Below are 12,193 nucleotides of genomic sequence, written 5' to 3'. Positions count from 1 at the left end.
CACGAGACACGAGAAACCTTGTGGGAATTCGGGGGGACCACCCCCCAAGGCTAAATACTACTTAGTGACCGATAGCGCATAGTACTGTGAAGGAAAGGTGAAAAGGACCCCGGGAGGGGAGTGAAAGAGAACCTGAAACCCTGTGTTTACAAGCTGTGGAACCACATTTTAAGTGGAACCGCGTACTTTTTGTAGAACGGTCCGGCGAGTTACCGTTACTGGCAAGGTTAAGCACTGAAGGTGCGGAGCCGAAGGGAAACCAAGTCTTAATAGGGCGAATGAGTCAGTAAAGGTAGACCCGAAACCGGGTGATCTACCCATGTCCAGGTTGAAGTTTCCGTAAAAGGAAATGGAGGACCGAACGCACATCCGTTGAAAAGGGTGGCGATGAGGTGTGGGTAGGGGAGAAATTCCAATCGAACCCGGAGATAGCTGGTTCTCCTCGAAATAGCTTTAGGGCTAGCCTCGTATTAGTCTGCCGGAGGTAGAGCACTGAATTTCCTAGGGGGCGTCAAAGCTTACCAAAGAATATCAAACTCCGAATGCCGGTCAGATGATGTACGGGAGTCAGACTGCACGAGATAAGTTGGGCAGTCAAAAGGGAAAGAGCCCAGACCACCAGCTAAGGTCCCAAAGTGCGTGTTAAGTGGAAAAGGATGTGGGATTTCAGAGACAACTAGGATGTTGGCTTAGAAGCAGCCACACATTCAAAGAGTGCGTAATAGCTCACTAGTCGAGAGGTCCTGCGCCGAAAATGTCCGGGGCTAAAACACGACACCGAAGCTGTGGAATGTATGTAAATACATTGGTAGAGGAGCATTCTTAACGCACAGAAGCATTACCGTAAGGAGATGTGGAGTGTTAAGAAGAGAGAATGCCGGAATGAGTAGCGAGATGGAGGTGAGAATCCTCCAGGCCGAATATCTAAGGTTTCCAGAGTAAAGCTGATCTGCTCTGGGTAAGTCGGGGCCTAAGGCGAGGTCGAAAGACGTAGTCGATGGACAACAGGTTGAAATTCCTGTACCGCATATCATCAGAACTGTGGGGACACAGAACCGAGGAAGAACCCGGGAATGAAAAGACCGGGGCAAGCATTTTACTGGCCAGAATGGAAAATCCATCTGGCAACAGGAAGGTGTGACGCGTACCGAACACAAGTAGGGAAGTCTTCGTAGGGGCTGTCAAGAAAAGCCGCTATTGTGTGATATGTGCCCGTACCGTAAACCGACACAGGTGGATGAGGAGAGAATCCTAAGGCCGGCGGGAGAAGCATTGTTAAGGAACTCGGCAAAATGACCCCGTAACTTCGGGATAAGGGGTGCCTGAGAAATCAGGCCGCAGAGAATAGGCTCAAGCAACTGTTTAGCAAAAACACAGGTCTATGCAAAACCGAAAGGTGAGGTATATGGGCTGACGCCTGCCCGGTGCTGGAAGGTTACGAGGAGGGGTTAGCGGAAACGCGAAGCTCTGAATTTAAGCCCCAGTAAACGGCGGCCGTAACTATAACGGTCCTAAGGTAGCGAAATTCCTTGTCGGGTAAGTTCCGACCCGCACGAAAGGCGTAATGATTTGAGCGCTGTCTCGACAATGCACCCGGTGAAATTGAAGTACCAGTGAAGATGCTGGTTACCTGCGCCAGGACGGAAAGACCCCATGGAGCTTTACTCCAGCTTGATACTGGGATTCGGTACTGCATGTACAGGATAGGTGGGAGGCATAGAAGCAAGGACGCCAGTCTTTGTGGAGCCGATGTTGGGATACCACCCTTGCGGTATTGGGTTTCTAACCTGCAGCCATGACCTGGCTGGGGGACAATGTCAGGCGGGGAGTTTGACTGGGGCGGTCGCCTCCGAAAGGGTATCGGAGGCGCTCAAAGGTTCCCTCAGAATGGACGGAAACCATTCGAAGAGTGCAAAGGCATAAGGGAGCTTGACTGCGACACCGACGGGTGGAGCAGGTAGGAAACTAGGACTTAGTGATCCGGTGGTATAAAGTGGGATTGCCATCGCTCAACGGATAAAAGCTACCCTGGGGATAACAGGCTTATCACTCCCAAGAGTTCACATCGACGGAGTGGTTTGGCACCTCGATGTCGGCTCATCGCATCCTGGGGCTGTAGTAGGTCCCAAGGGTTGGGCTGTTCGCCCATTAAAGCGGTACGCGAGCTGGGTTCAGAACGTCGTGAGACAGTTCGGTCCCTATCCGGCGTGGGCGTAGGATATTTGAGAGGAGCTGTCCTTAGTACGAGAGGACCGGGATGGACTGACCTCTGGTGTATCTGTTGGTGATCAACACCATGGCAGAGTAGCCAAGTCGGGAAGGGATAAACGCTGAAGGCATCTAAGCGTGAAGCCCCCCTCAAGATGAGATATCCCATCGCAAGAGTAAGACCCCTTGAAGACGACGAGGTAGATAGGGCAGAGGTGGAAGCATGGCAACATGTGGAGCTGACTGTCACTAATAGGTCGAGGGCTTAACCAGGTTGGTTTAGGTAAGAGGAAAGAACGGATGAAAACAGATATGTAGCAATGTGTGGTTTTGAGGGTATATGAAGACCCCAAATAGAGAAGAAATAAGCGCGAGTGGCTCAGTTGGTGGAGTACGACCTTGCCAAGGTCGGGGTCGCGGGTTCGAGTCCCGTCTCGCGCTCTTATAAATGGAAGCGGAAACCTAGGTTTTATCAGGGTTTCCGCTTTTTTGTGAATTTCTCAGCCTGTAGACAGTTGAAGACAGCTTACAAAGCCTTTGCTATAAGGTCATAGGATTCTTTTTCGGTCAATGGGTTGTCGATATATCCGAGCGTGGTATTCAAGCTGCTATGTCCTAAAAGCTCCCGGATACAGTCCAGAGGGACACCACTTGTATTTAGGACTTGCAAAGGTTTTCCTCAATTTATGGGTGGACTTTGTGGAAAGCCCTGAATAACCGTACAATAATGATGCTCCCTTTCGCGGCAATGTTTTCGTTATATAACAAATTGATCCGAGCGGGAAAAATGCAAATGTTAAATTATATCTGAAAGGACGTGTTTCAAAACCAACTGATACAGTTAGGAGTGTATACGTCCTTTCTTATGGTATAAAATAGACAAGTTTTTATATTGGAACATGGTTATTTACCTCATGGTGGACCTTGTATTCTAAATATGTTTATGGGGCCACCCTGGCTATGAAATGATTGCTGGTAAGGCATATTTCTCTTTATATACCAATTTTCTATCATCTATTGACAATTCGATGAATGAGAATATAATAGTTATGTATGCAATAGTTGTAAATGCAATTATTGATATAATAACTATTCTCGGGAGCCTGACATGAGAAACTTACTTAAATATGCAAAAAAATATAAGAAAGAATTGATACTTGCAATAATCTGTATTGAAGCTGAAACCATTTTTGAATTAGTGATACCCATGATTATGGCTGATATCATAGATGTGGGAGTTGCAAATGGTGATAGAAATTACATATTTATGAAGGGATTTCAGATGGTATTCTTCGCCGTTCTCTCTCTATTTCTGGGCCATGCCTGCGCCCGGTATACCGCGATTTGCGGAAATGGGATAGGAGCCCAGATCCGTATGGCAGAATTTCAGAAAATGCAGACCTATTCTTTCGCGAACACGGACCGGTTTAGTACCCCTTCTCTGGTTACAAGGCTTACAAGCGATATTACTACAATCCAGAATTCCATTACAAATGGAATGCGTCCCGGTTTCCGGTCTCCAGTGATGATGATGACTGCATTGATCGTTTCTTTCAGGCTGAATGCAGAACTGGCTATGGTATTTTTCATTGCGGCCCCTATACTGGCCTTCATTTTATTTCTTATTATTCGAAATGTAAGACCCCTTTACTCAAAAATGCAGGGAGCTGTTGACCTTGTAAACCGGATCATTCAGGAGAACTTAATCGCCATCCGTGTGATAAAGGCTTATGTCCGGGGGGATTATGAGATAAGTAAATTTAGAGAGGGAAACATGAATTTACAGAATTCCTCCGAACGGTCCTTTTCTCTGGCTGCCCTAAATATGCCAGCCCTACAGTTTGTCATGTATGGGACGATATTAAGCATCCTGTGGTTTGGCGGTAACCGGGTGATGGTTGGTAATATGAAGGTAGGCGCCCTGACCAGCTTTCTTAGCTACGTGCTGCAGGTGCTTAATTCCCTTATGATGTTTTCCAACGTTTTCTTATTGTTCACCCGCTCCCTGACCTCATGGAAGAGAATTTCAGAAGTATTAGAGGAGGAACCGACCATCAACGATGACCGTGCAAAGGATATCTCCATTAAGGAAGGACGTATAAGGTTTGAAAACGTATATTTTAAATACAAGGAAGAGGCAAAGGAATACGTACTTTCCGACATCTCCTTTGAGATCAGCCCCGGGCAGACCGTTGGAATCATTGGTCAGACAGGTGCAGCAAAAAGCACTCTGGTACAGCTTATTCCAAGACTTTATGAGGTGACAGCCGGTGAAATAACCATTGACGGTCATCCCATATACGAATACACCCAGGACCATTTAAGGGATTCCATTGCCATGGTGCTGCAGAAAAACACCCTTTTTTCAGGGACAGTGAAGGAGAATCTTTACTGGGGAAAAGAGGATGCAACGGATGAAGAAATAGAAAGAGCATGCAGCATTGCCTGCGTCAATGAATTTATCGGCCGTCTGGATCATGGGTATGATACGGAACTGGGCCAGGGGGGCGTCAATGTCTCCGGCGGGCAGAAACAGCGGCTATGCATTGCAAGAGCGATTTTAAAAGCTCCTAAGGTGCTTATTCTGGACGATTCCACAAGCGCTCTTGATACCGCCACAGAAGCAAAAATAAAAGAGGGACTGGAGAAGTCCCTTCCCGGTATGACAAAGATCATCATTAGCCAGCGGATCTCCTCAGTTTTGGATGCCGACCAGATCATAATCCTCGATGACGGAAAAATAAATGCCATTGGAACCCATGAGCAGCTGCTGGCCGATAATGAAATTTATCAGGATATTTATTTTTCCCAGCAGAAAGGAGGCAGCCAGGCCTTATGAAGAATACCGGACACACAAGACCCAAAGATACCAAAAAAGCCCTGGTAAAGCTTTTGAGATACATCGGTCATTACAAGCGATCTATGCTGTTCATAGCAATTCTGGTAAGCATCAGTGCATTTTCCGGGATCATGGGAACCTATTTGCTGAAACCGGTTATAAACGAATATATTCTGCCAGGTAATATCCCCGGTCTTTTGAAAATGATTTTTATCATGGGACTGATCTATCTGGCGGGAGCCATATCCTGCCTGCTTTATAACCGGATGATGGTCCGTGTTTCCCAGCAGGTGGTGAGCGAAATAAGGATAGACTTATTCCGACATACTCAGAAGCTGCCTTTAGAATATTTTGATACCCATACTCATGGGGAGCTGATGAGCCACTTTACAAATGATGTTGATACCATTTCTGAAGCCCTCAACAATAGCTTTACTTTGCTGATCCAGAGCTTTATTACTTCTGCAGGTACCATTCTTATGTTAATTCTCCTGGACTGGCAGCTTTCATTTATCGTTGTATTTTTTCTTCTGGTCATGTTACTGTATATTCGTCATAATGGAACGCTGAGTAAAAAATATTTTGCAGAGCAGCAGAAGAATCTGGGAAACATAAATGGATATGTAGAGGAAATGGTGGAAGGCCAGAAAGTGGAAAAGATTTTCCGCCACGAAAAACAGGATTTTGAAAAATTCTGTGAGCTGAATGAGAAATTGAGAAAGTCCTCTACAATGGCAGCTACCTATACCGGTATTACCGTTCCTACGATTGTTTCTCTATCTTATATTAATTATGCCATTTCTGCCTGTGTAGGCGGACTGTTTGCTTTGTCAGGACTGATTAATATGGGCACATTGGCATCTTATCTGGTTTATGTCAGGCAGAGTGCCATGCCCATGAACCAGTTCACCATGCAGATCAATTTCCTCATGGTGGCGCTTGCCAGTGCAGAAAAGATTTTCAATATGATGGAGGAAGTGCCAGAATCTGACGAAGGATCCGTTACCTTAAAGAGGGTGGTGCAGGAGGCGGACGGCAGCTTAAAGGAAACGGATCGTTATACCGGTTTGTTTGCCTGGAGGGTTCCTGACCGGGATCAGGGATATTTACTGGTCCCTTTAAAGGGAGATGTCCGGTTCCATGATGTGGTTTTCGGCTATACTGGCGGTAACACGATATTAAACGGCATCAGCTTATATGCCAAACCTGGTCAGAAAATCGCCTTCGTAGGCTCTACCGGCGCAGGCAAGACGACTATTATCAATTTGGTTAACCGGTTTTATGAGTTAAATGGAGGTACCATAACCTACGATGGCATTGATATCCGGAACATAAAAAAGGACGATCTAAGGCGTTCCATTTCTCTGGTCATTCAGGAAACCCATTTATTTACCGGTAGCATTGCCGATAATATCCGGTATGGAAGACTGAATGCTTCCCAGGAAGACATACTGGCCGCTGCAAAAATCGCAAATGCAGATTCCTTTATAAGACGTTTACCTAATGGCTATGATACTCTGCTGGAAAGTGATGGCAGCAATTTATCACAGGGTCAGCGGCAGCTGATTGCTATTGCAAGAGCTGCCATATCACAGCCGCCGGTGCTAGTAATGGATGAAGCTACCAGCTCCATTGATACACGAAATCCGGACTGCAGACGATCCTTTCTGATCAGCCTCACAGAAAAGGGGCTTGCTGAAGCGGAAGAAACAAGAAAAGTTTTTGAACAATTTGAAGAACTTATCTGTTCCGATATACCAGAAGAAGAAATAAACGTATTCTGTAATGTATTATTGAAAATGTGTGATAATCTGGAAGCCTGTAAAATTCCGGTAAGGAATGGAAATAAAAACGAGTGCAGTACAATGATATAACAGACTGTTTGAAAGTTCTTATAAACGAAAAAAATGAGATAAGTAGCTTAACGTCTTTAGGGCAAGACCATTTTTCCAGTGGTTCTTGCCCTTTTTAAAATAAATAATCCTTGTTCCCCATAGATCGAAATATCATCCGCTTTTCCGGAACACACAAGCAGCCAAAACTTTTTTGCAGTATCCAGCTTATAGGACGCAGTCCATCCAATTTTTGCAGATATGACTTCCCGTATCCAATTCTTTTGTGTAGGGTATCATTCTCCTGGTTTATTTTTTTATAACAGGTATCCATACTTCAAACGTTGCATTTTGAGGGTCAGAATTTAAATAAACCTCTATATCCGGTCCATTACCATATTCAAAACCGGAAGTGGGAAGCCATTCCGTGACGATACGTTTCTCCAATTCCTGTATAGCAAGCGGGCATTGACCCTCTCCGGAAAATATGGCCCACGTGAAAGAGGGAACATGATATTCTTCCAAAGTATCATCAATTTCTTTCGTACTGGCGGCGGCAATAAAGTACCGCCATTCTTCCATATCATTGCAGATGCTGACGCCCAATATTCCCTTAGGGGATCCGTCTGCCATGGCGGCCAGTTGAGAGATGGTTCCGTTGAGGGCGGCCTTATTCCACCATTGAGGTACAATTTCAAAATTCTTTTCAATTTCCCGGTGCAGCGGCTGGGAAATGCCTACAATCCGAAACGATTCCTTCTTTTCAATTCGATAATTCAATTCATCCACTCCTTTGATTGTAATTTTAAAACTAATGGGGGGATATGATTTTACGGAAACACCGCTTTCTTTTACAAGGGATGGAGCCACTCCATGTATACTTTGAAATGCCCGGTTAAACGCAGTTGGAGATTGATAGCCATATTTAAGTGCAACGTCAATGATTTTAATATTCCCGTTCTGAAGATCCACAGCCGCCAGGGTCATGCGCCTGCGCCGGATATATTCAGATAGAGGAACGTTGGCCATATATGCGAACATTCTCTGAAAGTGATAAACAGAACAGCAGGCAATTTTCCCTACTTGCTCATAGTCAATATCTTCTGTTAAATGCTCCTCAATATAGTTCATTGACTTATTTAATCCCTCAATCCATTCCATAAAATCAATCCTTTCAATCATATTATATTTGTTATTCATTTTCCTGTCCTCTCTTTTTATGTACAAATTTGAGAGGAGTAAATCCTATGTTCCTATTATCGTTTTACAGGAATGGATATACAATCATATCTTTCCGGATTAACCGATAAACTTAAATGCAACAGGAGAAAACGGAGACACTAAACCGATTTGATCGTCAGCACGCCAGAAACAGCAACTTAAGAGTTTAATGCCACATATATGGAAACGAATCGCATAAAAATAGTACCAAAGGATAATTTAAATAGGAAACAGGACATAAAAGATAGGAGAGGGGATAAACAAGAAAAGGGGCCGGGAAAATGAATTTTCCCGGCCCTTTCGGTTTCTTCATGAGACACCGGGGACTCGAACCCCGGACAACTTGATTAAAAGTCAAGTGCTCTACCACCTGAGCTAGTATCCCATACTGGGCTAGTTGGATTCGAACCAACGACTGCAGGAGTCAAAGTCCTGTGCCTTACCGCTTGGCGATAGCCCAATAACAATGAATGATAAAAAAAAATTCCCTAAAAGGGAAAGGTGAGTACAGGGATTCGAACCCTGGGCCTCCAGAGCCACAATCTGGCGCGATAACCAACTTCGCCATACCCACCATAAAATCTTCACACCTTGGTCAGAGATGTGAAACGAGCCTGAAGGGATTCGAACCCCCGACCCACGGCTTAGAAGGCCGTTGCTCTATCCAACTGAGCTACAGACTCAAAAGCGGGTGATGGGAATCGAACCCACGTATCCAGCTTGGAAGGCTGGTGTTCTACCATTGAACTACACCCGCAAAAGGCAAGAGAAACTAAAACTGCCATTCATGGCTTTTCTCTTAAATCGGGGTGACAGGATTCGAACCTGCGACCCCCTGGTCCCAAACCAGGTACTCTAGCCAAACTGAGCCACACCCCGATTGTGAAAGCTTTTTCCATCTTTCTCTTGGTTGCTTTTCCGCAACGCAAGAGTTATTATATATGATGGATATGTTTTTGTCAACAATATTTTAGAAAAAATTTCAAATTCATTATATAGCTCATATTTAATCGGATTTTGTGAAAAAATGTCCCTGAAATGGGAGGAACCGGCAGGTACAATAATGTTCCTGCCGGTTGAGTATGAAAAATAAAAAGTCAATGTTAAAAGGGTGGGGTTCCTTTTCATTTATAAGTATACGCGGAAAATATGACGGAAGTTTGACTAAGCCATAAATATTTCATAAAAAAACTAAAAGAATTATGAGGAATATTTGAAAAAACAGAAAATTTGCTTTTCCCGCTCCTGCCAAAGATTATTTAAGAAAAAAAGAATCGTCTCTTTGACGGATTCATGATAGAATTAATCGTAGGTAACTATTGTTAAACCCGCAATAGAAAGAAGAAATTACGATGAAGTACTGGGAAGTTTATGAAAGCAAAATAGGGCCGCTTACTATTATATGTGATGATGAAGCCCTTTTAAGCATTGATTTCGGAAGGACAGAACCGGAACATGCTACAAAGAAGCGGACAGAACTGATGAACAGAATCTGTGTTCAAGTGGAGGAATACTTATCTGGTGAGAGAAGAGTGTTTGATTTGCCTCTTAAGCCGGAGGGAACGGAGTTCCAGAGAAAGGTCTGGAATGCCCTGCTAACGATTCCTTATGGAGAGACGAAAAGCTATAAGGATATTGCGGTCCAGATTGAAAATCCCAAGGGCTGCCGTGCAGTGGGAATGGCCAACAACCGCAATCCCATACCGATTATCATTCCCTGCCACCGGGTGATCGGGGCCAATGGAAGCATGGTAGGCTATGGAGGAGGTCTGGATATTAAGGTGAAATTGCTGGAGCTGGAGGGCTAAGAGCCCTCTTCATAAAATTATTAAGAATTCTTGGTGATTCTTTCAGTTCCTTTAATCCCCTATACTTTTCCTGCAGATAATGTTATAATCCTCATCGTCACCAGAAAAGAAATTGATTGTGAGGAGTGATTAATATGAGAAAAAACAAAATGCTGGCAGTAATTGCCATCGCCATGGCTGTCATGATGGCGGCTACGGCCTGCGGATCAAAAGATAATCAATCCACGAAGCCGGATGTTTCTACAGAGGCCGGTACCGCGGAGACCACCAAAGGGACCACTGATGAAACAAAAAGCTCAGGGGAGACTACAGTAAGCGAGGAAGATTCTGAAGGCGGTGAGACAGCAACAGAAGATGCCAAGAAGGCTGCTTCTGATGCAGGAAGCATATCTTCCGGTGTCTTTACTTCCAAATCAGGAAAATATCAGATCACCCCGCCTCAGGGCTGGACCATTGAGGAGGATGGAGACGAGAGCGCAGTGGCGTTCAGCTCCCCCAATGGCAGCGATTTGCTGGAAGTTACCTATGTAGAAGGGGATGAAGCCGACAGTGCCCGGGAAGTCTATCCGAATACCATGGAAGAATATAAGGAATTAGTCAGCCGTGGAGAGGATATGGAATTTGTCCGTTATAATGTAGAAAACGGCAGCGACGGCAGCCAGACCTTCAGTTATGCCATCCGCTATAAAAATCCTCAGGATGGGGTGCGCTATTATGCGATTTCCGGTACCTATAACGCTGCGGCTAAAAAATACATCAGCGCAGCCGGAACCGTGGAGTCACCGGACAGTGCGGTAGAAGGCCAGATCGAAGCGGCTTTGGATACTTTGAAGCTGAAATAAGGCTGGAACTTCAATATGGAATAAAACAGGGGCTAAACCGGGAATTCCCGATTTAGCCCCTGTTTTTATAGAGTTACCAGCGTCCCATTAAGAAGGGCTACATCTTCCTCCTGATGAGTGCTTATGATCACCAGCTTATCATTGGTCTTATCTCTGATATAACGGATCACGTTCATTTTTGTATGTTCATCAAGTCCGGTAAAGGGTTCGTCCATTAAAATCATATCGCTAGGAACTGATAACGCTCTTACAATGGCGACCCGGCGCTTCATTCCGCCGCTTAAGGTGGATACGGGACGGGACAAGGATTCCTCCGGAAGGAGCCGTAAAAGCTCTTCTCTGGCCTGTATCCTGCTCCGGGAAGAACGGCCGGGGATCACCATGGCAATGTTGTCAACCGGAGTAAATGATTCGCACAGGCGGTTTTCCTGAAACACGGCGGAAGTCCTTATGCCTTCCATGCCGGCCAGTGAGCCTGAATCAGCCTGTTCAAGGCCCAGAAGGATCCGGAAGAAAGTGGTTTTCCCGGATCCGGATGGTCCCATAAGACAGTAGATGCGGCCGGAGCGGAGACTGAGAGTTACCTGCTCCAATACGTGAAGGGCTCCAAAGGACTTGGATAAATGATTCACCTTTAGTTCCATGGATCATACCTCCTGTTTTTATGGGATTTCCGGCCTGTTTCTGCCAGACTTAATAACCATAAAAAGAATTTTTCAAAAAGAGCGCTGACTACGATAATAACCAGGGTCCAGGCAAACAAATCTGCAGTACTTAAATAAATTTTAGCCATATACAGCTTTTCACCGATGGAATGGTTAGGAACTCCGATCACTTCTGCGGCGACACCGGATTTCCATCCCATACCCAGAGCCACCCTGCAGCCGCTTATGAGGTAAGGCATCAGGGCGGGGCGGTAAATGTAAAAAAGTTTCTTTCCGCCTTGCATGTGGAACGTCCGGGCCATTTCCAAAAGCTTTGGATCGGTACTCGTAAATCCTGCCATGGTATTTATGTAAATGATGGGGAATACCACAAGAAAGGCGATAAAAACGGAGAGATTTCCCGAACCCACCCAGATCAGAGCCAGTATGACAAAGGAAGCCACCGGAACCGACTTTATAAGAGACATAAGCGGTTCCAGGAAGTCCTTAAACAGGGGGAAACGGCAGGCAGCGCCCCCAGTCAGAATTCCTGTCCAAAAGGCCAGAAGGAATCCGAGGCTTATTTTTCCAAAGGAGGAGAAAATGGTTTTCCAGAAGCCGGGCATGGCTGCCTGGTTCCATAATGCATTGATTACCTCCATGGGGCCTACCATTATGATGCTGTTGTCCACAGACAGACTTGCCGCCTGCCATGCAAGAAGCCAGAGAAGGATAATAGCCGCCTTTTTATACGGTGGTGCTGTTGGTTTCATGGGATATCTCTCCTTGCCAGGTTTTT

7 protein-coding genes, 7 tRNA genes and 1 rRNA gene (1 of these 15 only partly in view) are annotated in these 12,193 nt (G+C 45.3%); 6 read left to right on the top strand and 9 right to left on the bottom strand.

What is annotated here, in order from left to right:
* The 4 genes from CLOSA_RS17150 to CLOSA_RS17135 form a co-directional block, all read left to right on the top strand.
* Positions 1-2,481: ribosomal RNA gene (locus CLOSA_RS17150) — 23S ribosomal RNA — on the top strand; it begins 410 nt to the left of the window's first position.
* 95 nt (positions 2,482-2,576) lie between these two features.
* Positions 2,577-2,649 (top strand) — tRNA-Gly (locus tag CLOSA_RS17145).
* A gap of 667 nt (positions 2,650-3,316) precedes the next feature.
* The gene (locus CLOSA_RS17140; protein WP_013274005.1) at positions 3,317-5,047 is read left to right on the top strand and encodes an ABC transporter ATP-binding protein; all 1,731 of its coding nucleotides are present in this window, start codon (positions 3,317-3,319) and stop codon (positions 5,045-5,047) included.
* Complete coding sequence (locus tag CLOSA_RS17135) at positions 5,044-6,921, top strand: ABC transporter transmembrane domain-containing protein (RefSeq protein ID WP_013274004.1); 1,878 nt, start codon at positions 5,044-5,046, stop codon at positions 6,919-6,921. The genes CLOSA_RS17140 and CLOSA_RS17135 overlap by 4 nt, the downstream gene beginning before the upstream one ends.
* Before the next feature lie 267 nt (positions 6,922-7,188).
* Here the strand turns inward: CLOSA_RS17135 and CLOSA_RS17130 are convergent, their stop codons facing one another.
* The 7 genes from CLOSA_RS17130 to CLOSA_RS17100 form a co-directional block, all read right to left on the bottom strand.
* A complete protein-coding gene (locus CLOSA_RS17130) occupies positions 7,189-8,040 on the bottom strand; it encodes an AraC family transcriptional regulator (RefSeq protein WP_041709387.1) in 852 nt (283 codons plus the stop codon).
* A 372-nt stretch (positions 8,041-8,412) separates the two neighbouring features.
* Positions 8,413-8,485 (bottom strand) — tRNA-Lys (locus CLOSA_RS17125).
* A gap of 3 nt (positions 8,486-8,488) precedes the next feature.
* Positions 8,489-8,560: transfer RNA gene (locus CLOSA_RS17120), tRNA-Gln, on the bottom strand.
* 39 nt (positions 8,561-8,599) lie between these two features.
* A tRNA-His gene (locus CLOSA_RS17115) sits at positions 8,600-8,675 on the bottom strand.
* Positions 8,676-8,709: 34 nt separating this feature from the next.
* Positions 8,710-8,783 (bottom strand) — tRNA-Arg (locus tag CLOSA_RS17110).
* A gap of 3 nt (positions 8,784-8,786) precedes the next feature.
* A tRNA-Gly gene (locus tag CLOSA_RS17105) sits at positions 8,787-8,857 on the bottom strand.
* Between the two features lie 47 nt (positions 8,858-8,904).
* Positions 8,905-8,979 (bottom strand) — tRNA-Pro (locus CLOSA_RS17100).
* 473 nt (positions 8,980-9,452) lie between these two features.
* Here CLOSA_RS17100 and CLOSA_RS17095 point away from each other — a divergent pair.
* Entirely contained in the window at positions 9,453-9,908 is a 456-nt protein-coding gene (locus tag CLOSA_RS17095; RefSeq protein WP_013274002.1) for a methylated-DNA--[protein]-cysteine S-methyltransferase, read from the top strand.
* A gap of 134 nt (positions 9,909-10,042) precedes the next feature.
* Positions 10,043-10,750 (top strand): glycoside hydrolase family protein, encoded by a 708-nt coding sequence (locus CLOSA_RS17090; protein ID WP_013274001.1) that lies wholly within the window; start codon positions 10,043-10,045, stop codon positions 10,748-10,750.
* A gap of 65 nt (positions 10,751-10,815) precedes the next feature.
* Here CLOSA_RS17090 and CLOSA_RS17085 read toward each other — a convergent pair whose 3' ends face one another.
* Positions 10,816-11,394, bottom strand: a complete 579-nt coding sequence (locus CLOSA_RS17085; RefSeq protein WP_013274000.1) for an ATP-binding cassette domain-containing protein — start codon at positions 11,392-11,394, stop codon at positions 10,816-10,818.
* A complete protein-coding gene (locus CLOSA_RS17080; RefSeq protein WP_013273999.1) occupies positions 11,385-12,167 on the bottom strand; it encodes an ABC transporter permease in 783 nt (260 codons plus the stop codon). The genes CLOSA_RS17085 and CLOSA_RS17080 overlap by 10 nt, the downstream gene beginning before the upstream one ends.
* Positions 12,168-12,193 lie beyond the last annotated feature (26 nt).

The sequence above is a fragment of the [Clostridium] saccharolyticum WM1 genome, from assembly GCF_000144625.1.
Taxonomy (GTDB): domain Bacteria; phylum Bacillota; class Clostridia; order Lachnospirales; family Lachnospiraceae; genus Lacrimispora; species Lacrimispora saccharolytica.
This window is presented reverse-complemented; position numbering and strand designations above follow the sequence as displayed.

Excerpts from the sequence above, each read along its gene's own strand:
- CLOSA_RS17090 (WP_013274001.1), top strand. The coding sequence starts at position 10,043 with ATGAGAAAAAACAAAATGCTGGCAGTAATTGCCATCGCCATGGCTGTC.
- CLOSA_RS17130 (WP_041709387.1), bottom strand. The coding sequence starts at position 8,040 with ATGGAATGGATTGAGGGATTAAATAAGTCAATGAACTATATTGAGGAG.
- CLOSA_RS17140 (WP_013274005.1), top strand. The coding sequence starts at position 3,317 with ATGAGAAACTTACTTAAATATGCAAAAAAATATAAGAAAGAATTGATA.
- CLOSA_RS17085 (WP_013274000.1), bottom strand. The coding sequence starts at position 11,394 with ATGGAACTAAAGGTGAATCATTTATCCAAGTCCTTTGGAGCCCTTCAC.
- CLOSA_RS17135 (WP_013274004.1), top strand. The coding sequence starts at position 5,044 with ATGAAGAATACCGGACACACAAGACCCAAAGATACCAAAAAAGCCCTG.
- CLOSA_RS17095 (WP_013274002.1), top strand. The coding sequence starts at position 9,453 with ATGAAGTACTGGGAAGTTTATGAAAGCAAAATAGGGCCGCTTACTATT.
- CLOSA_RS17080 (WP_013273999.1), bottom strand. The coding sequence starts at position 12,167 with ATGAAACCAACAGCACCACCGTATAAAAAGGCGGCTATTATCCTTCTC.